This window comes from Chryseobacterium arthrosphaerae, from assembly GCF_001684965.1.
GTDB lineage: Bacteria > Bacteroidota > Bacteroidia > Flavobacteriales > Weeksellaceae > Chryseobacterium > Chryseobacterium arthrosphaerae.
This window is the reverse complement of the sequence record NZ_MAYG01000012.1, coordinates 237,637-263,966: the sequence shown is the minus strand read 5'-3', so window position 1 is coordinate 263,966 and position 26,330 is coordinate 237,637. Positions and strand designations below refer to the sequence as shown.

Annotated in this window: 26 protein-coding genes; 13 read left to right on the top strand and 13 right to left on the bottom strand. The window is 38.7% G+C overall.

What is annotated here, in order from left to right; genetic code table 11:
- Positions 1 to 138 precede the first annotated feature (138 nt).
- Both BBI00_RS16605 and BBI00_RS16600 read left to right on the top strand, forming a co-directional pair.
- Positions 139 to 984: a caspase family protein gene (locus BBI00_RS16605; RefSeq protein ID WP_065399985.1), complete on the top strand. Its 846-nt coding sequence runs from the start codon at positions 139 to 141 to the stop codon at positions 982 to 984.
- Positions 985 to 1,057: 73 nt separating this feature from the next.
- The gene (locus BBI00_RS16600; protein ID WP_123902312.1) at positions 1,058 to 2,068 is read left to right on the top strand and encodes a trypsin-like serine peptidase; all 1,011 of its coding nucleotides are present in this window, start codon (positions 1,058 to 1,060) and stop codon (positions 2,066 to 2,068) included.
- A gap of 198 nt (positions 2,069 to 2,266) precedes the next feature.
- Here BBI00_RS16600 and BBI00_RS16595 read toward each other — a convergent pair whose 3' ends face one another.
- The 5 genes from BBI00_RS16595 to BBI00_RS23120 all read right to left on the bottom strand — a co-directional run bounded on the left by BBI00_RS16595 (position 2,267) and on the right by BBI00_RS23120 (position 10,926).
- Complete coding sequence (locus BBI00_RS16595; RefSeq protein ID WP_065399983.1) at positions 2,267 to 2,569, bottom strand: hypothetical protein; 303 nt, start codon at positions 2,567 to 2,569, stop codon at positions 2,267 to 2,269.
- A 2-nt stretch (positions 2,570 to 2,571) separates the two neighbouring features.
- Positions 2,572 to 4,509 (bottom strand): hypothetical protein, encoded by a 1,938-nt coding sequence (locus BBI00_RS16590; protein ID WP_165602550.1) that lies wholly within the window; start codon positions 4,507 to 4,509, stop codon positions 2,572 to 2,574.
- A 463-nt stretch (positions 4,510 to 4,972) separates the two neighbouring features.
- Positions 4,973 to 5,452, bottom strand: a complete 480-nt coding sequence (locus BBI00_RS16585; RefSeq protein WP_065399981.1) for a hypothetical protein — start codon at positions 5,450 to 5,452, stop codon at positions 4,973 to 4,975.
- A gap of 12 nt (positions 5,453 to 5,464) precedes the next feature.
- Positions 5,465 to 6,961, bottom strand: a complete 1,497-nt coding sequence (locus BBI00_RS16580; RefSeq protein ID WP_065399980.1) for a hypothetical protein — start codon at positions 6,959 to 6,961, stop codon at positions 5,465 to 5,467.
- Between the two features lie 29 nt (positions 6,962 to 6,990).
- Positions 6,991 to 10,926 (bottom strand): hypothetical protein, encoded by a 3,936-nt coding sequence (locus BBI00_RS23120; protein ID WP_123902311.1) that lies wholly within the window; start codon positions 10,924 to 10,926, stop codon positions 6,991 to 6,993.
- A gap of 292 nt (positions 10,927 to 11,218) precedes the next feature.
- Here BBI00_RS23120 and BBI00_RS16570 point away from each other — a divergent pair, with 292 nt between their 5' ends.
- Positions 11,219 to 11,728: a hypothetical protein gene (locus BBI00_RS16570; RefSeq protein WP_065399979.1), complete on the top strand. Its 510-nt coding sequence runs from the start codon at positions 11,219 to 11,221 to the stop codon at positions 11,726 to 11,728.
- Complete coding sequence (locus tag BBI00_RS16565) at positions 11,725 to 12,072, top strand: tRNA-binding protein (RefSeq protein WP_065399978.1); 348 nt, start codon at positions 11,725 to 11,727, stop codon at positions 12,070 to 12,072. Before BBI00_RS16570 ends, BBI00_RS16565 begins: the two co-directional genes overlap by 4 nt.
- Positions 12,073 to 12,139: 67 nt before the next feature.
- Here the strand turns inward: BBI00_RS16565 and BBI00_RS16560 are convergent, their stop codons facing one another.
- A complete protein-coding gene (locus BBI00_RS16560) occupies positions 12,140 to 12,910 on the bottom strand; it encodes a DUF4382 domain-containing protein (protein WP_065399977.1) in 771 nt (256 codons plus the stop codon).
- A gap of 83 nt (positions 12,911 to 12,993) precedes the next feature.
- On the opposite strand from BBI00_RS16560, the gene BBI00_RS16555 reads away from it, so the two are divergent.
- From BBI00_RS16555 to BBI00_RS23405, 3 genes are read left to right on the top strand one after another with little or no spacing between them, the layout of a single operon-like run.
- The gene (locus BBI00_RS16555) at positions 12,994 to 13,695 is read left to right on the top strand and encodes a 3'-5' exonuclease (RefSeq protein WP_065399976.1); all 702 of its coding nucleotides are present in this window, start codon (positions 12,994 to 12,996) and stop codon (positions 13,693 to 13,695) included.
- A 3-nt stretch (positions 13,696 to 13,698) separates the two neighbouring features.
- Positions 13,699 to 14,025: an SUF system Fe-S cluster assembly protein gene (locus BBI00_RS16550; protein WP_047098097.1), complete on the top strand. Its 327-nt coding sequence runs from the start codon at positions 13,699 to 13,701 to the stop codon at positions 14,023 to 14,025.
- 15 nt (positions 14,026 to 14,040) lie between these two features.
- Complete coding sequence (locus BBI00_RS23405) at positions 14,041 to 14,184, top strand: hypothetical protein (protein ID WP_165602549.1); 144 nt, start codon at positions 14,041 to 14,043, stop codon at positions 14,182 to 14,184.
- Positions 14,185 to 14,249: 65 nt separating this feature from the next.
- On the opposite strand, the gene BBI00_RS16545 is transcribed toward BBI00_RS23405, so the two are convergent.
- Both BBI00_RS16545 and BBI00_RS16540 read right to left on the bottom strand, forming a co-directional pair.
- Positions 14,250 to 15,086, bottom strand: a complete 837-nt coding sequence (locus BBI00_RS16545; RefSeq protein WP_065399975.1) for a sulfurtransferase — start codon at positions 15,084 to 15,086, stop codon at positions 14,250 to 14,252.
- Between the two features lie 155 nt (positions 15,087 to 15,241).
- A complete protein-coding gene (locus BBI00_RS16540; RefSeq protein ID WP_065399974.1) occupies positions 15,242 to 16,090 on the bottom strand; it encodes a hydroxymethylglutaryl-CoA lyase in 849 nt (282 codons plus the stop codon).
- A 188-nt stretch (positions 16,091 to 16,278) separates the two neighbouring features.
- Here BBI00_RS16540 and pepT point away from each other — a divergent pair, with 188 nt between their 5' ends.
- From pepT to BBI00_RS16510, 6 genes are all read left to right on the top strand, one after another.
- On the top strand, positions 16,279 to 17,526 hold the full coding sequence (pepT, locus tag BBI00_RS16535; protein WP_065399973.1) for a peptidase T: 1,248 nt from the start codon (positions 16,279 to 16,281) through the stop codon (positions 17,524 to 17,526).
- Positions 17,527 to 17,528: 2 nt separating this feature from the next.
- Positions 17,529 to 18,095 carry an energy transducer TonB gene (locus BBI00_RS16530; protein ID WP_065399972.1) on the top strand — a complete coding sequence of 189 codons (567 nt, stop codon included), beginning with the start codon at positions 17,529 to 17,531 and terminating at the stop codon, positions 18,093 to 18,095.
- A gap of 173 nt (positions 18,096 to 18,268) precedes the next feature.
- On the top strand, positions 18,269 to 18,514 hold the full coding sequence (locus tag BBI00_RS16525) for a hypothetical protein (protein ID WP_123902310.1): 246 nt from the start codon (positions 18,269 to 18,271) through the stop codon (positions 18,512 to 18,514).
- 164 nt (positions 18,515 to 18,678) lie between these two features.
- The gene (locus tag BBI00_RS16520; protein WP_065399970.1) at positions 18,679 to 19,275 is read left to right on the top strand and encodes a porin family protein; all 597 of its coding nucleotides are present in this window, start codon (positions 18,679 to 18,681) and stop codon (positions 19,273 to 19,275) included.
- Positions 19,276 to 19,355: 80 nt separating this feature from the next.
- On the top strand, positions 19,356 to 20,417 hold the full coding sequence (locus BBI00_RS16515) for a sensor histidine kinase (protein WP_065399969.1): 1,062 nt from the start codon (positions 19,356 to 19,358) through the stop codon (positions 20,415 to 20,417).
- On the top strand, positions 20,407 to 21,141 hold the full coding sequence (locus tag BBI00_RS16510) for a LytR/AlgR family response regulator transcription factor (protein ID WP_065399968.1): 735 nt from the start codon (positions 20,407 to 20,409) through the stop codon (positions 21,139 to 21,141). The genes BBI00_RS16515 and BBI00_RS16510 overlap by 11 nt, the downstream gene beginning before the upstream one ends.
- A gap of 83 nt (positions 21,142 to 21,224) precedes the next feature.
- Here BBI00_RS16510 and BBI00_RS16505 read toward each other — a convergent pair whose 3' ends face one another.
- The 5 genes from BBI00_RS16505 to BBI00_RS16485 all read right to left on the bottom strand — a co-directional run bounded on the left by BBI00_RS16505 (position 21,225) and on the right by BBI00_RS16485 (position 26,240).
- Complete coding sequence (locus BBI00_RS16505; RefSeq protein WP_065399967.1) at positions 21,225 to 22,133, bottom strand: DUF6268 family outer membrane beta-barrel protein; 909 nt, start codon at positions 22,131 to 22,133, stop codon at positions 21,225 to 21,227.
- A 168-nt stretch (positions 22,134 to 22,301) separates the two neighbouring features.
- Positions 22,302 to 23,510 carry a multidrug effflux MFS transporter gene (locus BBI00_RS16500; protein WP_065399966.1) on the bottom strand — a complete coding sequence of 403 codons (1,209 nt, stop codon included), beginning with the start codon at positions 23,508 to 23,510 and terminating at the stop codon, positions 22,302 to 22,304.
- A 166-nt stretch (positions 23,511 to 23,676) separates the two neighbouring features.
- Positions 23,677 to 24,498, bottom strand: a complete 822-nt coding sequence (locus BBI00_RS16495) for an AraC family transcriptional regulator (protein WP_065399965.1) — start codon at positions 24,496 to 24,498, stop codon at positions 23,677 to 23,679.
- A gap of 92 nt (positions 24,499 to 24,590) precedes the next feature.
- Positions 24,591 to 25,649, bottom strand: a complete 1,059-nt coding sequence (gene thiL / locus BBI00_RS16490) for a thiamine-phosphate kinase (protein WP_065399964.1) — start codon at positions 25,647 to 25,649, stop codon at positions 24,591 to 24,593.
- 96 nt (positions 25,650 to 25,745) lie between these two features.
- Entirely contained in the window at positions 25,746 to 26,240 is a 495-nt protein-coding gene (locus tag BBI00_RS16485) for an acyl-CoA thioesterase (protein ID WP_065399963.1), read from the bottom strand.
- Positions 26,241 to 26,330 lie beyond the last annotated feature (90 nt).

The following is a 26,330-nucleotide window of genomic DNA, read 5'->3' as shown; positions in this document are numbered from 1 at the left end:
GGGCTTTTCACCTTTCCAAAATAGAGTTTTATCCTCTGTTTTTGTGCCTCAGAATGGTGGAATTTTGTCACAGAAAAACAAAGAAAGGCAGAACCCGAAAAGCCGGAACAGAGTAGGGAAAATTTTAAAACTAATACAATGAAAAAAGCACTTATTGTAGGTATTAATGACTACGCACCTATCGGATACGGAGGGCCGGACCTCAACGGCTGTGTAAATGATGCGAGAGATATGGCCAATACATTGGTGATCTGTGGCTTTAGTCCGGCAAAGATTAAAATCCTGACCAACCAGAATGCTACAAGGGCCAATATATTGAATTATCTGAAATCAATGATCAGCACAAGTGTAAAAGGAGATTCTCTTGTGTTCTATTATTCAGGACACGGAACCAGAGTTGCCAACATCGGTTCTGATCTGGAGATAGATGGCCTGGATGAGGCCGTTTGCCCACACGACTATGCAAGTGCCGGCGTAATTCGTGATGATGATTTTAAAACCGTCCTCAGCAAGTTAAAAGCCGGAGTGAATATGGAGGTCATTTTTGACTGCTGCTATTCAGGAACAGGAACCAGAAAAATGGACCTGGGACTGGAAACAGATTTCCTCAATGAAACAGCACGTTTTATTCCGCCAATGCTTGAAGATGAATTTTACATGACCTATGCCAATGAAATGGAGTCTTCCAAGCATGCTAAAAAATCAGCCGTCCTTACCAAAGCCCTCGTACCTGTTGCCGGGATGAATCACACCTTATGGGCTGCAGCCAGGGACAACCAGGTATCTATGGAAGGAAATTTGAGCGGGCAGATAAGAGGTTACTTTACCTATCATTTCTGTAAAATATTACGGGCAACCAACGGAAATATTGTCAGAAAAACCCTTGATAAACAGGTTGCTATTGCCTTAGCAGCTATGGGAGCCGCCCAGATCAACCAAACAGAAAGTATAAGCACAGAATTTTCCCAAAAAATATTCAATTAAACAATACCCATTACCGGTGGAATCCGAAAAACCATTAAAAGAGTAGGAAATAATCAGATTAAAAATAATAATCATGTCTAAAATTGAAAACAACAACCCAATGACTTCTGAAGAAGTATCAAGACTCAGAACTGTGAAAGCAAAATCAACTGAAAAACCAGCTGCTGTTGAAAAACTATTCAGCCAGGCACCAGCCATGGAAACCATTAACGGAAGAACTTTCCCTAAAGGAATGAAGGCTATAGGAATGCTTATGGATGAAAAAACAGCCGAAAACAGATCTGTTGAAACGGATCACTTTTACCCTACCCATGCTGATTTTGAATACAGCCCAAAATTAGAGCCTAAAAAAGACCGTAAGCCTAAATTTATTGACAGGGATTCTTTCTTAACTCCTGAAAATGCAAGAACGATATTCGGGGCCGATCAAAGAAAAGTTTATAATTCTACGGCATATCCATGGAGATGTGTCGGCAGGGTTGAAAGTGCTTTAGGCTCAGGAAGCGGCGTTATGATCGGACCAAGACACCTTCTTACCTGTTCCCATATTGTTGACTGGCAGGCTAACAATACTACAGGGTGGCTGAAATTTACCCCAATGTATTATAACGGAAGTGCTCCCTACGGAACCGCCTGGGGTACGCTGACCTATTATAAGTATAAAGTATCCGGCCCCGGCATCGATTCTACGGAAATACAATATGACTATGTCGTTATTGTCTTAGACAGACCCATAGGAAACAGCACGGGATGGCTGGGATCAAAATCCTACTCCGATTCATGGGACGGAGGCGCCTACTGGACTCATGCAGGTTATCCGGGAGATCTTACCGGAACCCAGAGACCCACTTATCAAACCGGAATTGCCCTGGATGGTGACTTCTGGAGTGCCGACGACAATGAAAGCATGAGCCATAAAGCCGATATCTGGCCGGGACAAAGCGGAGGTCCTTTCTGGGGTTACTGGGATGGGGCACCTTATGCTGTAGCCACCCAAAGTGCTCACAATCCGAACGATAATTTTGCAAGCGGCGGATCAGATCTGGTAAATCTGGTGATCAGAGCAAGAAATGAGCATCCTTAGTGAGTTTTGGATTTTCAATAACAATGAGGCTGTCTCACTTTTGAGACAGCCTCTTTTTTACATATTTTCTATTTCAGATAATCTGATCATATAATCTCCACTAAGTTATCAACTTTAATTATTTCTTTTAAAACTCTATTTTTCTCTCAATTTATGACAAAGTATCCATTAAATCAATATATAGAGAATTATAATATTTTAAAAGTTCTTTAAAGGCCATCTGCCTGCTTCATATTCTTCAATGTAATAAGTTGAAGACCTAGCTGTTCCAAATTCAACTATTTTACCAGATTTACGTTCTACTATAAAAGGAGCATTTCCCACAATATCAATTTCACTTTCCGGATTCTCAAATTTTGCCTTAGTAGTATAAAAAAATATGTACCCATAACTTTTCTTTACTATATAATCTTCTAATAGAACCATTTGAGTTTTGAAATCTTTTTCAGATTCTGAAACGTATTTTTTTGCAATCTTTAATATCTCATTTTCTGTTAACATAATTATTCTATTTTTAAATATTTAAAGTACTCAAACCCATCTTTAAGGTTCGCACCTTTACCTGCTTGTCCATCTGGAAAATGTAGCTCCCCGTCTTTTTTAATAATATTAAAAACATGCCCGGGGTCTGGATATGTTCTTTCTCCAAATATAATCCCTCTTTCCCCTTCCTTCATATTTATTTTTATTTGCGGAATTGTCTTTCTTTGGAAATATGTAAATCTATTATATTTTTCATTATAAAGAGTTGACAAAACTTCAATTTTTTGTCTGCCTGAAGGAAGAGCTATTGATATTTTTCCAGTTTTTAAATATTCATCAACAGCCAAAACCATATTAACACAATGTGTAGTTGATACTTCGACTAAAAACTCTTTACCATCAACAACAATTATTTTTTTATTAAACAAAGGGAGGACTTCATAAAGATGTTTAAAAGCTTCTCCAGATTGTATATTTGAAAATCTTTCTAAGCTGTCCAAATATTCTTTTACCTTATCTACATTATGACTTACTTTTTTTAGATTTTGTAAAGTTCCAGCGTAAGATTTATCAAATCTATTTCCCTTTACTATTACTTTTCCATTATAAACAAGACCAAATTCTTTTTTACTGGCAACTGCATTTATATTTAGGTCTATAAAGAAAGCTCCATTTTGTATCAAAGCATCACATTCTGATGTTTTTGAAATGAACCCTGCGCTTGGGATTACCCATTCTGTAGGACTAAACATACGAAGGTCTTTTCTTTGAAAAGTGCCACTGTTCAGATCCAAAAATACGGAAATTGCACTTGCACGCAAGCCCTGTTTCACATTTTCTGCAACATTCACTGATGCTCTCAATAAACTTAAGCAACTTCTGTAAAAAGCAGCAGTAAGTTGTGCTAAACCAACGACAAGCTGTGGTGCAGCTACAGCAGATCCCAATACGTTATAAATAAGATCCCACTGCCGCAGAAACTCATCTCCTCCGGGAAGCTTGGCAATTTCTGCCCGGAATGCCTGTATGGTGAGATCCGGTAATGCCAAACTGAGATCTGCCGCCGCAGCCAAGAGCAGGTATGGGTTTCCGGATAATGCTAATGTTCCGATTCCAAAAACGACTCCTACCATATCAGCCACAATCCGGATGGTTTCATTAATATCTTCCCATTTTTCGGCATCAGCCCATGCTTTTACATAAATAGCCGGAACCATCATAATTGTACCTTGCTGTTCCTCTCCTTCATTGGTTTCTGATGTCTGTTGCTTTATAAAATAAACCATGTCGAGAGGATAAAACTCTGCTCCTTCATCCAGATCTTCTGTTACCTGTTCTGTTGCATTAGGATCTCCTTCTTTAGGTACGATGAAAACTCTTTTTGTCACTTCTTTCTGCTGCTGAAGAAAAAAAGTTTTTTCATCTGATTTTCCAAAACCCAATATATCTCCCGCAAGCCCAAAGACTTCAGTATTGACTTTATACTCATTTCCTATTCTGAAAGTTGGAGCTCCTGCTTTTGGACGGCTGTAAGAAAACAAACAATACTGCATCAGAATGGTAGCAAAAATGAGACGGTTGGATTTCATTTCTCCATTAAACTCGCTTGCTCCATCCAGATTGAAATAAATCCTGTTACAGAGTTCAGGGCTTTTTCTGAACTTATTCAATAAAAAAATATGATCAGGAAATGCTTTCAAGACGTTGACTAAAGCAGAACTTCCATCCTTCCATCCACTGAAAATTCCGGTATCATCAAGTTTTGTTAAGGCAAGCAGATGTCCGAATAACGTTTCATTTTCAAGAGCCATTCCCTGAAGAACAAATTCTGGCGCCTTGCTGTAAAGAAATTTAAGCTCCTCTGCGCTCTTTGCTTTAAGAAAACTTGATTTAAAGATTTCTGTGAAGTAGTTTTTGTATTTATAATAATTTTCAAAATCATCAAATCCTACATGCATGACCAATCTCCTGAATTCCTCATAGGAAAAGGTTTCCAATATAATAGCTTTCTTTCTCCTAAGTTCTTCCCGGTCGGCATCTCTGTGAAAGAAGTAAATAAGCTGACAGGAAATCTGCTCTTGTGCAGCATTAATCACAAATTTGATTTCACACTCTGTTTGGACCAGATCAACAATCTCAGCATTCTTATTGAGATATGTTTTTAAATATATATTGCTCTCGTTATCATCCTTTATGTATTTTTCTTCAGCAATTCCATCATAATCATTGATATTGTAGTCCAAAATAAAATGCATTCTGAGCTGATTGCTGTATTTCAGTTTATTACACAACAGCTGTTTTCTTATAAAATCATCGGTACGCCATTCTTTACTGATGATTTCTCTGAGTTCAAGTGTTTCCATCATTTTTTCTTTTTTTGAAAAAGGCAGAGCATTACACTCTGCCATTAATTAATACTTCTTAGGAAAGCTTGTCCAGACTGTCTCTGCAATTTTTCACAAATTCATCCAGATAAGAGGCCAGCAGCTCAGTAAAACCTGCCTTATTATTTTTCAACAGCCAAAGCATATACTGATAACTTGGTACTTTTACTTTATCAGTATCCATATCAGCTGTAGCCGCAACCAAAGGAAGCTCTATCAGATTGTTCTTATCGTCACGGAGGTAGCTCCACGTTTCTTTATAGATAACCCATTCAGGAGCCGGAAGTGAGATGTTGACCTCTTCTCCTGTCTCCCTGTCTTTCAATACCTGCTCATATCTGAAAGAGATAAATTGCTGTTTGGATTTGGCATCTATATCCAAAACCCTGATACTTCTTTCAAATTGTGGCAGTTTTGGGTGCTCCTGTAGCGGTAGTTCTGCAAGATTCAGGGGTGTATTTTCAATGTTGGTAAGGATTTCCTTAATATTTTCCGGTATAATTAAATGTGTATTCATAATTTTATTTTGTTAAGACAATAATATTTTTCCAAGTAAATTCATAGACAGCGATCCTTGACCGCCAGTTCCTCTTGCGAGGTAAAATCTCTTAGGATGCAAGTTAAAGGAAGAGTTAAATTGTTGATAGGTTATTCCATTACTTTCAGCAATGATATATACAACTCCGTTATAATATGCGATATGAAAGGTTTCATTTCTCACAGGCAAAAGATCACCCTGATGAATTTTCCAGCTTCCATCACCACCATAATTTATAAAACCATAAAATGATCCATCCTCTCCCAAAATTCCTCCTTGAAAGTTATTGACAAAATTAGCCCCGTAGTTGCCCAGATTATTATTTACTAAAAAAGAAACCATAAAGCCGGAATTAATATCAGAAATAGAAATTAAATTATCGGATTGCGCTGTTGAACCTTGAGATAATGAAATAGAGGTATCAGTTATTGTTGCGCTTCCCGTTACTGTTGTCCAATTAGCAATTCCTGTAAATTGGCTATATGTAAGTCCTGCTTTTACAATCAACTCTGGGGAACTTGCATTTGTCAGCCCATTATGGGTAACGAATACCTGATAATATCCCTCCGGCTTTGTACTCCAGTTGATCCCAAAATTCAGATTATTGGGAAAGTTTTGCATTACAGTAAAATTATCTATGTTATATTCTTCAGGAACTGACAAATTGATTCCATTAACATCTTTCATCCTTTTCACTTTAATATGTGCATTAGGAGAGACGTTATCTACAAATAAGTTTAATCCTACTAATGTGGTGTATTGAATAAAGTTTTTTGTATTGTCAATAAATGGCAGTAGCAGTACATCTATTCTGGGAGTTCCGGTTGAAAAGTTCTCTGTCGAAAGTTTCATACGGTTTCTCCATGCTAATTTTTCCGTATCATTCAACAATAGTGGGTAATTGGAAATCATATTTTTACCATTGCTCCACGAAATCTGCCCGGAAGAGTTCTGTACCATCATTCTGTTGAAGGTTGTATCTGCAGATTTATCACTTAACCCTGTTATCAAATAATAAAACCCGGAAGTGCTCAGAGTCCAGTTGGCTCCAAGTGCCAATCCTGCGCCTGGCACAGTAGTGAGAGAAGAATTGGCTATGTTTTTTCCCAGATCTCCCGCCGGCAGTTTTGCTACTTTTCCATTATCATCCAGTCCTACAATTTTTGGATAATCCTGGGCATTTCCTTCAACGGAAGGCATATCCAGCTTTTGATCCAGCTTTTCTCTCGTATGCGTATTGTACTGCGCCTGGCTTTTGATTCCTTCTGTAACAAATGCAGCATTTGAAATCGAAAGATGGGTATCTGCCAGTTCCAGCGGAATACTGCCATCGGTAACGGCATGGGTTTTCAGGTCTCCATTCTGATCAATCGCGTAATCTGTATAAATGGGTGAGCCCGGTTCGGCTACCTGGTAAATGACATTGGTTTCTCTTTCTCCTATTGGAGGCAATTCATTTACACGTATAATTTTTCCTATAATAGACATATTCGTATTTTTTTGATTAATAATTTTTCTTAGATCCAGTCTCCTGAGATGATTTTCTGTCCTTCACCGGTTTCCACTCCTAAAAGATGGTCAGTGGATTCAAAATTAGTAGCACAGAAATTCCCCAATTCATCATCAAACTTCACATCCGGTTCACAGTTGCAAGGCAAAGCTTTTTCAACTTTCAGCCCAATAGATCCTGCCTGAAGAATGGTAAGGGAGGTAGGAATCTTCTCTCTCCACGGTTCTCCTTCTTTGGTTGCTTTTGGAGAGCGTAATTCATCCACAATAGATAAGAATAGAGGATCGTCAATGACAGGAACTTCCCCTCCGTTCCAGATTTGTCCTGTGGCCAGGAAATGTCTCACTGCTTCTTCGAAACCTGGTCTTACCGTAACAATTACTCTTGCCATACCCGACTGCATAAAAGCTCTGAAAGTAGGATCATTATCATCAAACTGATACAAATCTGCCCATGACTTTCTTTCACCCCAATAATAAGGATAGAAATAGTAGCTCATGATTTCCCACTCAAATGCCTGTTCCATAAATTTGACAAAGGCAGCATATCTGTCAAGCTTTTCATCCACTTTAATATCTGTATTTTCAAAAGTTTCTGTAGTGGAATTATCATTGGTATAATATCTCTTTTTGCCAAAAGTGAGTAACGCCTCAGGATTTTGATTAAGCATATAGGAAATACAATTTCTTCTTAAAATTGTATTTTCTATTTTTCTGTAGAACCCAGGATTTGATCCTTTGATCTGAACTCCTACAGCTTTTGCATCTGCCAATGCAGCTTCATATTTACTCAACTCCACTTTATAGGCTTCAATAATTTTATTGAACGTTTTCTGCAGCCATCCGTTTTTATATTCTTCCTGCAAAACGCATTTGATATTAACTGTGGCATGGAAATAATGAGCATTGGTGGTTGCAATTGTGATTGGAACCTCTCTGACAAATTTTAAAAATGCGTTGGGTGAGCTTTCTCCTCCCACTAATAAACTGGCTCCGCTTCCCCAGCCATTATAACCAGGAAAAGAATTACTGCTTTTCACAACATAAGATTCAGTAATGTAATGTTCCGGAATGGCAATAAGATCTGATTTTGATGATGCCTGTTTTGATTCTGTGGAAGAATAATCAATTGATTTTCCAACATAGATTACAGGCTCAAGTCTTTCATCCACCTCTACATTATAATAACCTAACCAATATTTCAGTTTGGTGGAATCTGCAAGGGCACTCCAGTCTTTGATCTGCATACCGGGAGATTCTCTTGGATCAATTGGTTTTACCAATTGATTTTCAGAAGTATTGCTTATTTTTATTCCAAGAGCATGTAGTTTGGCGGGTTCAGGAATCATAAACTCAAACATCATACGTTTTCCGTAGTTAAAGATTTGGTTCTTCACCACTTTATCTACCCAACGGTAAACACCTACAACATGATTATTCCCCTTGGTGTTATCAAACCCATGCTTATTGTTTTCTTCATATTCTTCCAGTATTTTGTCAATACGTTCTTCTTTTACTTTTGTAATAATCCTTTCCAGGGCTCTTGCCGTAACATCTTTAGCCTCGGTAACAGCCTGTCTGTTACTTTCTTCTTTGGAGCTATGAGTAGCATAGTTGGCAGCAGTATTTAGCATATACTTTGCTCCCACTCCCCATGATGCGTTAAATCCAGCCTGTGCTGCAAAATCTTTGGATTCCTGAAGAACTTTTGAAATTTCGCTTTGCATCTCATTTCTCTCCGTAGAAGTAGTATCCGTTAATTTCTCTTTTTCAGATTCTGTGGATCTGGTGGTTTGAGATTCACTTCTTTTAAGTCTCCTGGTTGATTTCTCCTTATATTCTTTTGCCATGATATTTTCAATGTGGGACACTTCTCCCTCTACATAGCAATAAGTACTTTGTTCTACTTTTCGGTAATCAGCAATACCAATGTTTCTCATTCCAAATCCGGAAGGGATAAACGGTTGATCCTCTTCTGGTGTTGTCTGGTTATCTTTACCTTTCAGACAGATACTTCCTTCACCTGTCAGATTATAAATTTTCGTTACTGAATCTATTCCTCCTGCAGTATATGTCGTCATAGGAATTTTACAGGTATATACCTTTCCGTCATCAAGAGTAAGCTCTGCTTCAAGCTGACAACCATTCTTTATAGCATCTGTAATCTGCAACTGAGGCAGAACGCCATCACTAAACAGAGATAAGTAATCTCCTCCACCGGCAACTTTTAGTTGATTTGAGGTTTGAACTACATTACCGTTGTTATCCAATATTTTTACCGTTCCTGAAGCTGATGAGAATAGTGATGTGGTTTCTCTAGGCGTCATACTTAGCAACCATCTATCCGAATAGTTCTGAAAAGACCGGGTCCTTAATAAAACAGGCAGACAGTTACCGGGTCCTCCCCCTTCATTTCCAGTTTCTTTATTTTTTAATGTAAATGTTCCACTTCCCTGAAATCTGTATATACTGTTTGCTGTCCATAACAGCTTACCTTTCATCGTGTATACAAGGCCATCATTAAGAGTAACTTCTCCTTCTAACAAAAAAACCTCATATCCCCTTATCGTAGTATTTGGTATTTTTTCCGGCGTATTAAATAAAGATGTTACATTGGGAGCATCAAAAGTGGACGCTAAAGTACCGCTAGCCAAAACGTTTTGATCTTCAGATTTGATCTTGTATTTTCCACTTACAATATGTTTAGGATCATTGATATCGGTTGTCAAAATCATGGAATGGTCACCCACTCCCATACCATTCCATGTCGCAGCAGTAAAAGAAATTTCCTGAGTATTGATTGATTGTGTTACAGGAATAACAACACCTCCCACAGTTTTGGAGACCTGTGGATTAAGGTTTGTATTATTTAAAATGACTTGCTCTAACAGCAGATTATTTTGCTCAATGGTTTGAAAAAGCTCTGTAAATGTAGAGACTCCTTTCAGGGCTTCAGTAAGATCGGAAGTTTTAAAGATCCGGAGTAACGTTTCGGTATTTTCCTGACCTAATGTTCGCAACAAACCTTCGGCATCGATTTCAGGACGAAAATCAAATTTAAAAACAGGGACCTCCGGAACCGGAATATATTTTAAGCTTGATAAGCCCTCGTTATTTTTTGCTGCCAGAAAAATTTCCTTTTGATATTCCTGTTCCTTTATCTGCCTATCATATTCTGCCTGAGCCGGTCTGGTCCTTTCTAAGTATTCCGCATAAGCAAGACCATAAGCTGACTCATATTCTTTTTGATAATTTTTTTCAAATTCTTTTAGAGTAGTAGTCAGATCCCTGTTTCTTTTTAGATTTATCGTGGCTTCTGCAAATTTCAGATTACTTTTATTGAATGGGATATTACCTGACATTTTACCATCTGCCCTTGAAACTACCGTATTATTTGAAGATGTTCTTTCTTTTGCCTTGAAAAGTTCCTTGGGAAGAACTACTTTAGCTTTGATTACATCTTCATATTGCTCCTGGGTTCCATAGTAATTAGACAATATATGATTTAAATGCAAAAACTGCATTAACGTTTCTTTTGCATAAAAATCCTTTTGAGTCACCACCTGATAGATCAGATTATCCCAGATTGTAGAATTGATTTCAACAATTTCCTGAGATTTTTTATACGTATTGATCTTTTCATCAAATTCAGTTTTAGTAGCTTTTTCTTTATTTTTTGCTACCCAAACAGCCAGTTCATAAAATGCTATATTTTTTGCTTTTAAAGAGGCCTCAGTTTCAACTATTAAGTCCCTAATCCTCTCACAGACATCCTTCAAAGATTCTCCGGCTTCTACTCTTGAATCAATTACTCCTTTTTGTGTAAGAGCATTTCTGAAAATAAATCTTCTTTCTTTGTTTTTGGGTTCAGACAGCTCAGCGCTACGCATTGTCGCAAATCTGAATAAAGTTTGTGAGCCATTATTTTGATTAATTGCTTCCATTTTTTTTGTAAATTGGGTTGATTTTAAAATAGGTTAAGATCTGAAGCTCTTTTTAGTAGAGTAATCTTCAGGTTTTAGCCTTATTTTTTTAGGTGGTTTCCGGCAAAAGATGTCCACCCCGAATTTTTAAGTCTAGTTTCATGTGTGTTTTTTTCTGAAGCAAATATCCATCGCAGAAGCGACAGAAGTTGACGTATAAAAATTATTTTTTGCTCCCATATGCTAAAGCTTTGGGACAAACAGCCTTAGTATTCTCAATATTTTAATACATTTGTTATAAAACATATTTCAAATGAATTTTGAGCAGGTCAACTTACACCTTGAAGCTTACAAAGAACACAACCAGATTCTGGATGCAGCAAAATATCTGATCCACTCTTTTAATCTGGAACATGAAAACTTTGCAGGATTCGGATTCAGGGAAGAGCTTTCTCCCAATTCGATGCTTCTTACCGCTGAAGGAGAGCTGGGCGGGCCGCAGACCGTTATGATCCCGAAAAATTTATTTGATTTTGACCTGAATCTTGTTCTCAATATGGTAGCCCACGAAATGCTCCATGTAAGACAAAAAGCGCCCGGACAGGTAATTGAAGATAAGAATGAAAGAGAATTTCAGGCCTATTATGAGATGCTTTTTCACAAAGTCTTTCCGCAGGTTCCGGAAGTTTCGGATTTCCATAAAAAATTCTTTGGCGGAAAAGCCCTGGAATACTACAGAAGAATGGGCGAAGGTTCAGAATTACAACAAAAATATGCAGAACAGAAAACAGAAGTAGAACATTTAATCAGCAATTTACCATGAACTTAAAACCTGACATTACCTGGGCAGATTTTGAAAAAATAGATATCCGATGCGGAACCATCATCTCTGTAAATGATTTTGAGAAAGCAAGAAACCCGTCTTACCAGCTGGAAATAGATTTCGGAGATCTTGGAATAAGAAAATCCTCTGCACAGATTACTTCCCTTTATCAGAAAGAAGAACTGATAGGAAAACAAATCCTGGCAGTGGTGAATTTCCCTAAAAAACAGATTGCCAACTTCTTCAGCGAGTGCCTTGTGCTCGGATTATATGGTGAAGATAAAAAAGACGTCACTCTTCTGACTCCTTCATTACCCACAAAAAACGGAATGCAGGTAGGATAGCCTTCTATAAATATAAAACCCTTACAGTGATGCTGTAAGGGTTTTATATTTGGTTGAATACCACGCATTACTGATGCAATGTTTTTATTCCAAGATTAGTCACCTGACCGAAGGTAACCGTTACATTTCCCGTATTTTCGTCTGTGTAGCCTGTATTATTTGCGGCGTCATAGGAAACCGTATAATTTCCCTGAGGAAGGCCTGAGAACATAAAAAAGCCGTCAGGATTAGGAATTGCCGTGGAAATAGTATCGGAAGCCATAATGGCATGCACTACAGCCTGCGCTGCCTGTGGCTGAACGTATCCTTTTATCTGGCCGTTGGTCAGTTCTGAGAATGTTCTGATCACCGGCTTTAATATATAAGAACCATTTCCTGTTGTTACCACTGATCTTCCGGCATCAAAATCGATCCATACGGTATAGGCTCCGTTGGCAGATAATGTCTGATGCCAGTTAAACTTCAGTCCGCTTTGCTGGGCTGACGGAGTCTGTAACGGATAAGACACTCCGTTTACCACGATACTGTTATTGGGACCGAGAACCATTCTCATCTGAGACACATTACCTTCCGGGAGTACTGCCTGCCCCAGAACAACATCTGTCCCGTTTTTAAATTTAAGCAGATTATAAACGCCCGGAGTAGGAAAGTTTAATGAGGTCCATTCACCATTGCTGTTAATTTCAATTTTTTGAATATCAATATTTACAGCATCATATGCTGCAGGACCATCGGTAAGTCTCACATTCACTGTTGCAGTACCATTTTCATCTGAATCATTACATGAGCTTATGAATAATAAACCGATACTGCTTCCCACAATAAATAATTTCTTCATAAGAATATATTTTATGTATTATAAAAACGCTTTGGATAATTAGTTTATTATGTCATATATTACGGTTTATAAAAAAGCAAAAAATGATCCAAAACATTCCCTTAGAAAGAGTTTTATTTCTTGATATTGAAACAGTTCCACAGGCAGGATCCTGGGATGAACTGTCTGAAACAGAACAGCATCTCTGGGACAAAAAAACTAAATTTCAGAGAAAAGATGAGGTTTCTGCAGAAGAGTTCTATGACAGGGCCGGTATTATGGCTGAGTTCGGAAAAATCATCTGCATCACCATCGGAATGGTTGAAAAGAATGATACACTGAAAATAAAAAGTTTTTCCGGGCATGATGAGAAAAAAATGCTTCAGGAATTCGGGGCCATTTTCAACAGTCCGAGGCTTCATAATGTTATTCTCTGTGCTCACAACGGAAAAGAATTTGATTTTCCCTGGATCGCCAGACGGTATCTGATCAATGGAATGATGCCTCCGACCCCTTTTCAGATGTTCGGGAAAAAGCCCTGGGAAATTCCTCATATCGATACGATGGAGCTGTGGAAATTCGGGGATTATAAAAGTTTTGTTTCCCTGGAACTGCTGGCTCATGTCTTTGGGATTCCTACTCCCAAGGATGATATTGACGGCTCAATGGTTTCATCAATTTACTACATAGAAAAAGACTTGCAGAGAATTGTTGACTATTGTGAAAAAGATGTCTTAACTTTGGCAAATATTTTCCGGCGTATGCGTCAGGAAGATTTGTTGAAAAGGAATATCAATTTAGATTAAAAAATGAAATTTACAGACGATCAAATTGCTGACATTGGTGAAGAAATCATCAACGTGCTTAAAACCGTATACGATCCCGAAATTCCGGTAGATATTTACGAATTAGGGCTGATTTATGATGTACAGATCTCCGATGACGCTGATGTAAAAATTATAATGACCCTTACTACTCCGAACTGCCCTGTTGCAGAAACGCTTCCACAGGAAGTGAAAGATAAGGTCGCGGAAGTGGAAAATGTAAAAAGCGTTGATCTGGAACTTACTTTCGAACCTAGCTGGAACAAGGATATGATGAGCGAAGAGGCTAAGTTTGAATTGGGAATGCTATAAAATTATTCAAAAACAATGGCAAAGAAAACCGGAGCAATACTCCTTGCCTTTCTCGGAATATATATGCTTTATTCAGGCATTCAGATGAAGGCTCAGCCCCCATTTATTACAGGGATTGGCTTTATTATTATTTCTTTGCTTCACTTAAATAAAAAATAAGTGCAATTGAACAATTGTATACAACAAAAGGATGCCTGTCAGACATCCTTTTTGTTTTATATCACTTAAAGCTCTTTTGCAATTTCTTTTCCTTCCCTTCTGCTCCATTCACTCCATGAGCCTACATACAGATCCGGTATTGGAAACCCTGCATAATTCAAAGCTAAGATCGTATGGCATGCAGTAACTCCCGAGCCGCAGTGAACGATCAGATGCTCTGCTCTGTTTTCTAACAATCTGCTGTATTTTTCCCTTATGATTTCCGGCTTCAGAAAGTTTCCGTTCTCATCCAGATTTTCAGAAAAAGGGATATTGATTGCTCCGGGAATATGTCCTGCCACCAGGTCAATAGGCTCAGATTCACCCTTGTAGCGATAAGCATCTCTTACATCAATGACGGTGGAAGAATTGTTTTGCAGTTCATTTTCAACATCTTCCAGACTGGAGATGGGAAGAGCCCAGTGGTCTTTACGGATCAATGGGGTTTTATCAAATGTTTCTTCTCCGGTAGAAAAGTCCACGCCATTATTTTCAGCAGACTGCATTCCGCCATCCAGGACCTGAACATTTTCAAGTCCAAAAGATTTTAGCATCCACCATGCTCTTGCCGCTGCATTTGATCCGTTTTTATCATCATAAACAATGATATGCGAATCTTCAGAAATACCCAGATCTGCAAGGGTTTCTGCAAATTTTTCTACAGCAGGAAGCGGATGTCTTCCTCCAAAAGCAGCATTGTCTCCTATCTCAGCAAGATCTTTATCCAGATCAATGAATCTGGCCCCTCTGATATGTTTTTCCAGGTAGTTTTGCTTTACATCTTTCCCTGTTCTTGCATCAAGAATGATGAGCTTTTCTTTTGAAAGGTTTTTTAATTCAGACGGTGAGATTACTGGAGACATTTTATTGATTTTTAAATGATTACAATTAAGTTTTGGCTAAAGCCGATGGATGGATGAATATAGTAAAGCGGACTAAAGTCCGCTCCCGTTGTTATTTATTTTTACAGATCTTCACTGCGTGATTTGCCGTGTCTGCAAAAGGTTTTAGATTATTTTTAAAAGTGAAAAATATCCTTCGCCTTATTGTAAGAACTTTCAAAGTTCAGCAGGTTCAGCCTGTGATCTGCTTTTTCCACACTCATGAAATTGATCACCTGTTCTGTAGGCATATTTCCCACAAGATCATCTTTAGCCATGGGACAGCCTCCAATACCTTTGATGGCACTGTCGAATCTACGGCAGCCCTGATCATAAGCCGCTTTTAATTTCGAATAAGAATCTTCATAACGGTTATGAAAATGCCCCCCGAAGTTGATTTCCGGATATTTACCCGGGATTTTTTCAAATAAAAGCGCAATGGTTTCAGGGGTGGCCACTCCAGTAGTATCAGAAAGTAAGATATCTTTTACTCCTATTTCCGAAAATCTTTGTGCCCAATGATCTACATCTTCCCATTTCCACATTTCTCCATAAGGGTTTCCGAAAGCCATAGAAAAATAAATATTCAATTGCTTTCCCTCGCTTTTTACCAGCTCAAGCATTCTGATAATTTCATCAAAGGCTTCTTCCTGGCTCTTATTGGTATTTCTGTGCTGGAATGTTTCAGAAATTGAGAACGGAAACCCCAGAATATCCACAGACTGATGTTTCAATGCTTTTTCAGCACCTCTGTAATTTCCGATAATAGCAGAAACCTTAGTTCCGGAACGGGATTTATCAATATTTTCAGCCACCTCATCAGAGTCAGCCATCTGGGGAATTGCTTTTGGAGAAACAAAGCTCAGACAATCCAATACATCAAAACCAACATCCATAAGGGAGTTGATATAATCTATTTTTTTATCGGTAGGGATAAACTCTCCCCATCCCTGCATTGCATCTCTAGGACATTCGGTAAGAAACATTTTTACTTTTTGATTTTCTCAAATATAATAAAACTAAACTATTTAGTATACTGTACATACAAAGCTAACATTATTTTGATTTTCAAAGTTTTATATGTGATTTATAATTTCAATAACTGATATTCGACCTCAAATAACCTATTCTGAACATCAAATTTGCTAACTTTGTTTAAAATTTAATGCTAATAATGAGTACAATAGAATTCAGCCCATTGTGGAAAGAAAAATTACTGAACCGTTTTCTCAGTTATGTAAAAATATATTCAACCAGTGATGCAGAAAGTGAATCTACGCCTTCTACTGAGCGCCAGTGGGATATTGCCAATTATATCACAGAAGAACTGAGAACGATCGGTTTGGAAAATGTTTCAATTGATGAGCACGGTTATATTATGGGCTATGTTCCTTCTAATCTTGAGAATGATGACAGGCCGACGATAGGATTCATTTCACACTACGACACATCACCGGATTTCAGTGGGGAAAATGTAAAACCTCAGGTTTGGGAAAATTATGACGGTAATGACCTTCTGCTGAACCAGACGACAGGGTTTACCTTATCACCGTCCAGATTTGAAAGTTTAAAAAAATATATCGGTCAGACGTTGATCACCACTGACGGAAATACCCTTCTTGGAGCTGATGACAAAGCAGGCTGTGCAGAAATTGTAACAGCAGCAGAATATCTTATCGCTCATCCTGAAATCAAACACGGAAGAATTGCTGTAGGATTTACTCCGGATGAAGAAATCGGAAGAGGGGCTCACAAATTCGATGTGGCTAAATTCGGTGCTGAATGGGCGTACACAATGGATGGCGGAGAAGTTGGAGAACTTGAATATGAGAACTTTAACGCTGCCGGAGCTGTTGTAAAAATCCATGGACTAAGTGTACACCCGGGATATGCTTACGGTAAAATGATCAATGCGGCTTTGCTGGCTGCTGAATTTGCACAGATGCTTCCTGCCAATGAAACGCCTTCTACAACTAAAGGATTTGATGGTTTCTATCATTTAATGGATATTACTGCAGATATCTCTGAAGCTAAACTTCAATACATCATCCGTGATCACGATGCTGATAAATTTGAAGCCAGAAAGAAATTCATGGAAGAAAAAGTTGCCGAATTCAACGAAAAGCATGGTAAAGGGACTGCTGAAGTAGAGATCAAAGAGCAGTACAGAAACATGAAACAGCAGTTTGAAGGGAAAATGCATATTGTAGATCTTGCAGCAAAAGCAATGACCGAAGCAGGCATTGAACCTAAGATCAAAGCCATCAGAGGAGGTACAGACGGTGCACAATTGTCCTACATGGGACTTCCGTGTCCGAATATCTTTGCCGGAGGAATCAACTTCCACGGACCTTATGAATATGTCGCTTTGGAAAGCATGGAAAAAGCTACTGAAGTAATCATTAACATTGTAAAAGCTTAGTCATGAAAAAGTTCCTGGCATTAGCATGTATTTTCACTTTTATTCTCGGAAGTGCCCAGGTCTCTGAATTCCAGAGAGCAGATTCCCGGTATGAAAGAAAGAAAAACGCTTTGTATAATAAATATCCCAAGCCTAATGATTTAAGGACTAAGAAAGAATGGCTTCTTACCGAAGACAAAATATCAACATATAAGGATGCTTTGGATAAAGCCTCTGCTGAAGGACAGAAAATGATCGCTTTAGATCCGCCTGTAAAATCAAAGCTTACTAAAGAAGCTGAATATGATCAGGGGAAAGTGTCTTTTCAAAAGTTTTTATATGAAGCAGTTGATCTTGATTTTCTCAACTTTTCATCTGACACCTACAAAGCCACAATGACTTTTGTAGTGGATTCTAAAGGAAATGCCCTTGATCCTCAGGTAAAAGGGAACAATGAGGATGTCAACGCTTTCATTGAAGCGGCTTTTTACCGCATTAAAGACAAGGGAAAATGGAAGCCGGCAGAGGACAAAGGAAAACCTGTCTCTTCTACCGTCACTGTTCCTTTACAGTTAACATTCAAAAAATAACTACAGATAACCCGCTTTCTCAGCGGGTTTATTTTTTGTTTGATGCTTCTATCCATATATCGTATTCATTTCCGGATATTTAAGTGTAAAACCGATCCGATTTTTCGTTATATTTACTAAATACCTACAAGTAAGGCTATTAAACTTTTAAAGATCAGAATATTATGAAAAAAATGAAAAAACTTTTGAGAAAAGATCTGTCTGTCATTACCGGAAATGGAATGATTGATACCTGCCATATGAATGGCGATTCTGCCAGCTGCTGGACAGATTGTGAATGCAGTTTCGGAAAAGCCTGTCAATTGGATGATGATGGAAACCCGGGAAGATGTGTTGGCAGCGGAGGCGGAGGTACCGGTGGAGGAACCGGCGGCGGCGGATGTCTTCCTCCGAACGACTGTACAGAACAGCCCTATTAAGATTCAACCCAATACAATGTATCGGAAGCTATAACGGCTTCCGTTTTTTATTTTCTGTTTTAAACCGGACTCTCGTCAAAGCATCTTTACCGTTCATCAAATAAAATTTCGTACAGCCTCCGGGATGCGTTGTTTTGCATCAAGTTTTTAACAATAATCAATTTATGAAACAACAATTTTTAGCATTATGCGCTTTGCTGCTGTGCTTCGCCTGTTCCGTGAAAATTCAGGCACAACAAAAACCGGCTGTACACTTTGGAATCAAAGGGGGGGCAAATTTTACAAAAACCTCAACGGAATCCTCTTCCTTGGAAGGGAAATACGGTTTCGGCTATCAGGCAGGTGTGATGACAAGAGTAGATATTGGAAGCCTGTATGTACAAGGAGAAGCACTACTCAACAAAAGAAAAACATCATACGAAGAAAAATCTGGTGGTTCCGCAAAACTGACCTGGAATGCTATTGATATTCCTGTAGTGGTAGGGTATAAAATCATTAAAACCGATGACTTCAATGTAAGGGCCTTCGCAGGCGGTGTTTACAGCTACGCCTTCAACAACAGGCTTTCAACTTCAGAAGTAATACAGGAAGGTTTCAAAAATTTTGACAAATCCAATATCGGAATTACAGGAGGGATAGGTGTGGATTATAAAAATTTCACGGTAGATCTCAGGTATGAAAAAGGACTTTCGAATATCAGTAAGGAATTTAAATCCAAACCTCACAGCTTTAGCCTTGGGATAGGTTATTTCCTGTTCTGAAAAACTTAAATTATCTTTGACCGGTTAGAAACTGTTTTCCCTGCAGTTTCTAATTTTTTTATCAACCTATTTCCCATTCCATGACAAAATCTCTTGTTTTCAAAGAATACATATTTACCTTTATTTTCTGGCTTGTACTGGCCATTGTATTGTGGTTTAATTTCCAGAGCACAACAGAAAGTTATCTGGCGATGATCCAGGCTGCGATTATTGCCGCATTTTCGTTTGCATTTACGCATTTTTTAACCAATAAGCTTTTGCCGAAAGCTCTTCGGGAAAAGAAAATGAAACTGTTTCTGATACAGCTGGTAATGGTTATTTTCATGCTTAGTCTCGTTTTCTCCGTTATATTCACATATCTTGAAGTTGAACCTAAAGAGCAACTTCCGGAAAACTTCAGAGATCAGCTGCCTTTTTTGTGGAAGGGCTTTTATATGTCTCTGCCCGCCTCATTCCTCATCAACGGAGCAGCATGTGGTGTAAAATTTTACAATGAACATGGAAGAATAGAACGAGATCATATTCTCCTTCAGCAGGCTCATCTGGAAAACCAGCTTAAGCTTTTACAGGATCAGATCAATCCGCATGTAGTATTTAATATCCTGAATCATATCCATATTCTGATGAAAACGGATACCCAGCTGGCTGATTTTTTACTGATGAAATTTTCAGACATTCTAAGATATCAGCTGTATCATTGTAATCAGGCTATGGTTCCTTTGGATAAAGAGATTGAGTATCTTCAGAATCTTGTAGAAGTAGAAAAACTGAGGTGGGGGAATGAACTGGATGTAAAAGCCCAATGGCAAATCAATAACAGAAAAGCTTTTATTGCTCCATTACTTTTGGTTCCTTTTATAGAAAATGCATTTAAATACGTTTGCAGGCTTCCGGGGCATAAAGGTTATGTGAAAATCTCCTGTAAAGAAAAAGACAATCAGCTCTATTTTTATGTGGAAAATTCCTACTCAGATATGGCAACTTATAAAAAGAAGGACGGAACCGGCGGAATTGGCCTTCAAAATGTAAAAAAACGTTTAAAATTACAATATCCCGACTTCCATGATCTGAATATAGAATCCGATAATCACATCTTTAGAATAACATTAATACTAAAACTATCTGACAGTTATGAGCTCTAATATTCCTAAAATGAAATGCCTTATTATTGATGATGAACCTCTGGCAAGATTCCATCTTAAAGAACTGGCCGGTCAGATTGATTTTTTATCGGTTGAAGGAACATACGCAACAGCATTGGAAGCTGACGCAAAGGTAAAGGAAAGCGAAACAGATCTTCTTTTCCTGGATATCAATATGCCCTATCTGAATGGTATTGACTTCCTTGAACAGCTTGAAAACCCGCCTTTATGCATTTTCACAACGGCTTATTCCGAGTATGCGCTGGAAGGATTCCGTCTTCAGGTGGTGGATTATCTTTTAAAGCCTATTGCCTTTAACCGGTTTTATCAGGCTGTAAATAAAGCACAGCAACAGTTCATCATTAATGAAAAACTAAAGAAAAATACCCCTCTGGATGATCCTTTTCTCTATGTAAGGCAATCTGATACCTTTATCAAGGTTTCCTGGGTAGATATTTTATATATTGAAAGTATGCAGAACTATACCAAGCTGCACTTTAAGGATAAATCCCTGGTCATTCATCAAACCATGAAAGCGATTGAAGAATCGTTGCCTTCCGAACATTTTTTCAGGATCCATAAATCATTTTTAATCAACATCATTCATATTGATATGATCTCCGGTGGCCGTCTGTTCATCAATAAAACAGAGCTTCCTATTTCCCGTACCCGAAAAGAAGAACTGCTCAATCAGGTGGTGTATAAGAAGCTGATCAGTAAATAAAAGAGGGAAGCCGGAGTATGGGCGGGGAAATTACTGACGTTAAAAACATATCAGGGTACTCCAGCTTCTTTCCTCTCTATGTTTTAAGGTAAATTCCAACGTAAGGATACAGCTCCGTAGAAAGTGCTGGAGAATCTGGGATCTGCCATTTTTTTGTCTTTGAAAATGCTTTTGATTTTTCTTTCACTTTCCGTGAAGCTTCTCACCAAGGTTGATCCTCCCGTAATTCCTATGCTCAACTTATCATTGACCCTGATTTCCGGCCGGAGACCTGCTGTGATCTGCTGATAACCAAACATCATAGATTTACCGTCTTTATTCCTTTCTACGGTCATTCCGCTGAGGTTAACCACAGCTTTTAAAGTAAAAGCATCTGAAAACTGATATCCGGCTTCTGCACCTTCCGGGAAATTAATTCTGAATTTAACCTTTCCGTTGGTTTTCCAATCGAAATAGATCCATGGCAGAACCATTGGAACTCCAAATGCCGTCGTAAGAACAGGGCCCGCTCCCAAAGCAAGATTAGGGTTGAAATGTCTGATAAACACGATTCCTCCCTGCCCCAAAACATCATCAAAGCTTACTTTTTCCATATCAGTGTATACACCCACTGAAGCCATCATCATCATACTCCATTTTTTTCCTAAGGGTCTTATATGCTGTAATCCGACCTGGGCGTTCAGCATCTGATCCGGAAATAACGGGGTTTCATAATTTTTGTGTGCCATTTTTGCATAGGATCCGCTAAGGAGCATAGACCATGCTTTTACCTTCCCTTCCTTATCTTTTTTTACAGATAGCGGAATACTCAGGTTCAGGTCTACCCTTTTAAAATCACTTTTGGAGTTCGTCTTTACACTGTCTTCCGGGCGAATGTAATTAGAGGAAGGAACATATTCTGTTTTAAGCTCCGCAGAAATTCCTGTTTGTGCGCTCACCCAATACCCTAACGGCAACAGACAGCAAAAAGCCGTCAAAAGGTTTCTTTTCATATTTTAAATTTTATACAAAGAGAACCCTTTAGCTGTTTTTCACAAAAATTACTTGATTAAGTGTCTGAATGGTATGACCAATAGAAACAATGGCAGGATAAACACTAAGATGAAATTCTGAAGCCGGAGGATGGAAGTTATCCTTCAGCTTCTGTTTCTTTTCACTGCTTAGGCAACAGACTGCTGTACTGGAACTTCTTTACCCTTGAAGATCTGATATCCGAACCATACAGCGATCAGTGCCATTCCGGCCCGGGTCACCACCATCGGAATGATAGAATCGGCTTCCAATAAACCTATCAGTCCGGACATTAAAAAGGTAACCATCAACTGCATGAATCCAAGCAGTGCCGCAGCTGTACCCCTTCCCTCTTTAAAAGGAGAAAGTGCATGTGCAGAAGTAATGGGGAATAAAATTCCGATAGCCAGCAATGACAGGTACAGCATTGCAATTTCAAGTGCGACAGAAAGGTTTTCAGCAGCAATCAGAATATGCAGGGTACATACCACCAACAGTACAATCGTAGCAATAAATAACAGACTGGAATTGCTTATTCTCCTGATAAGCTTTGGAGTAATATAAGCCGCCGTTATCAGGGCTAATGAATTAAAAGCAAATATAAAGCTGAATGTCCCGCTGGAAAACCCGTGAAGCTCCATAAATAAAAACGGGGCATTGGAAATATAAATAATAAGGGAGGCAAAAGCGATGCTCCCCACCATCGTACTGTTGATAAAATCCCGGTTGGAAATGATCATCTTCAGCTGCTCCATTAATCCTTTTTCATCCTGTAATTCGTGATCAGGAAGACCGATTCTTTTATTCGTTTCCGGGATATATCTGTATACCATAAAGAAAGTGATCAGCCCCATAATGCATAGGAAAGCAAATGAGCTGTTCCAACCCCAGTATTTCAGGAAAACACTTCCGATCAAAGGAGCAACAATGGGAGCAATTCCGCTGATCTGGGATTGCTGGGAGAAAATTGTTACGGATTTTTGTTTATCATAAAGGTCGATAATAATGGCTCTTCCGATCACAATTCCGGCACTTCCCCCGAAAGCCTGCAGAAAACGCATTGCCCATAAGACATAAATATCTGATGTAAAATAGATGGCTGTAGCCCCTATAATGAAAAGTAATAACCCACAATACAGCATAGGCTTACGGCCTTTTTTGTCTGATAATGGACCCCATAAAAGCTGTCCGAAAGCAAATCCTGCAAAAAATACAGAAATAGAGATCTGGATATGCCCGATATCGGTATTAAAAATTTTGGCCATGCTTGGGAAAGCAGGAAGATAAAGATCTATACTCAGAGATTCCAACGTGTTGAGTAGTGCCAGAATAAACACTACAATACCTAACTTCTTCATAAATTTCAGCCTTTACAGGCGTTTTTTTTCAGTATGCAAAAATGCTTTAAAAAGCAAAGGATTACAATAAAAGAACTGAAGGAAGTATAGGACAAAATGAAGATTTAAACACACCAACAAATAAAATAAGTTGATTTAAACCGACATTTACTGTACATATTGAGGGTTACCTTTTTTCATTATTCTTAAAATAATCGGGATTCTGTCCCGTATGTTTCTTGAAAAACCTCGAAAAATATGAAGCATCGTTAAAACCGAGTTTAAAAGCAATCTCCTTCACAGTAAGGGCTCCAAAGCTGAGTTCTCTTTTCGCTTCAAGAACAATGCGCTGATTGATCATTTTCTTCACCGTTGTCCCTCTCAAAAGGCGTACAATATCATTAAGGTGATGAGTGCTTATCTTTAATTTCTCTGCGTAGAATTTTGTTTCTTTGTGCGTTATATAATATTTCTCAATGAGCCCTACCAGTTCCTGAATACGCTGACGGTCATTCTGTAAAGGTTCCTGAGGAGTAATCTGTTCTCCGATGATGATACAGAAAGCCTTCAGATAAGCCTTTAAAAGTTCTGTTCTTGATGCTCCTTTATATTCCTGCTCGATCAGTGATATGAGTGTACTGCAGGTAGTTTCATTTTCAGGATTTAAAAAAAAGGGAAGTTCCCCTCCTGTAAGCACAGATTCTATATCACAGGCTTCGTTGAAAATTTCCCGGCTTATCGCCATGGCATATCCCTCCTCGCCTTCTATTTTCATATTGAATGCCTGCCCCGGTGCAATGATGCAGATCTGATTGTTCTCCAGTTTATAGCTCTCAAAATCCAATTCCAAACGGCTGCTTTCAAATACTTCCCTGAACCAGATAATTTCAAAAAAATTGTGCCGGTGCACCTCATGAAAGTTCTCCGGACCTGCCGCACTCAGGGTACTCATCTGGAACTCTTCAGAGGTCAGATGGTGAACCGGGATTTCTTTTTCTGGTGTAGTCATCACTGTATGTAAATTGGTTAGACGATAAACAAAAACCACAGCAAAAAAAATGCTGCGGTTCTCTTACAATATTTAAAATTAAATATAATTTTTCAGTTTTGCTGGCTTAAAAAAGCATCCCACCCCTGAGCAGTAAGGGCAACCAGTTGGTTCGATCCTCTTGCGACCATAAAGTTTCCTTCTTCTTTGTCTACAGCATGTCCTATAATGGTGAAGTCCGGATGATTTTTAATTTTATCAAAATCTCCCGGTGCAATGGTGAACAGCAGTTCGTAATCTTCACCTCCACTTAATGCTGTCATTACCGGATTCAGGTTCATTTCATCGGCAGTGGAAATCGTAAGACTGTCCATCGGAACTTTTTCTTCATACAGTCTGAATCCTACATTGGACTGATCTGATAGGTGAAGGATTTCTGAAGCCAGACCATCTGAAATATCGATCATGGAGGTAGGTTTGATGCCCAGTTCCTCCAGGATCTTTTTAACGTCTGTTCTTGCCTCAGGCTTCAGCTGTCTTTCCAGGATATAGTCGTAGCCTTCCATTTCCGGCTGCATATTAGGGTTCGCAAGATAAACGGCATGTTCTCTTTCCAGAATCTGTAATCCCATATAAGCTCCTCCCAAATCTCCTGTTACCACAAGAAGATCGTTCGGTTTTGCTCCGTTTCTCTTTACGAGATTCTCTTCATTTTCAATTCCTACTGCCGTAATGCTCATCACCAGTCCTGAGTTGGAGCTTGTGGTATCACCGCCGATAAGGTCAACTTTATACCTTGCACAGGCCGCCTGAATTCCGGAATAGATTTCTTCCAGGGCTTCTACCGGAAAACGGTTGGAAACTGCCAGAGAAACCAGGATCTGCGTTGGCGTGGCATTCATTGCAGCAATATCGCTGAGGTTTACCACCACTGCCTTGTAGCCTAAATGCTTCAACGGAACATAACCGAGATTGAAATGCACTCCTTCTGCCAGAACATCAGTAGTAAGAACCACTTTTTTGTTGTCCGGGTTGATAACTGCCGCATCATCTCCTACTCCAAGTTCCGAAGATGTATTGGATAAAGGAAAATGCTCAGTCAGATGCTTAATAAGACCGAATTCTCCCAGTTTTGAAATGGGGGTCAATTCCTGTGATTTATCTTCAAACATAATTTTTATTTATTAAATGATCATTGACAAACAATAGCTGATGATCAGACGTACACCTGGTGTACAGGCATTTCTGATCAGTAATCATTCATCATTTTAGATATTAATTTCTGCCGGGTCGATATTGTGTGGATGGAAAGGAAGTTTTTTGAAGTCTTCTTTTGACAGTACCACAGTTTCCGGGCTTTTATACTTATTCATCGCTTCCACCACATCATCCGGTGGAGTTGTCATTTTTCTGAGCATCATATCGATCCATACTCCCGTAGCTTCTGAAGTGGCACAGTGCACTCCGTCCGGCGTATAGAACTTGTGTACGAAACGGTAGATGGATGAATCTTCTGAGCATCCGTCTATTTCCACACTTACGATTACTGTCTGATCTGCATAGATCTCTTTGAAGAAAGAATATCTTTCATGCAGGATTACCGGGCCGATTCCCCATCTGCTCAACTGGGTAACACCCATTTTCTCTTTGGTCATAAAAGCCATTCTGGCTTGCGCACAATATTGTACATAGGACGAATTGGCTAAGTGTTTGTTGGCATCAAGGTCGCTCCACCGCACTTCAAATTTATGGTAGAAAATCATACTGAAATCGTTTTTAGTATCATTAAATTATAATCTTCAAAAATACTCAAATAAGATGGTTTATAAAAATTGTACTTTTGAAAAAATAAT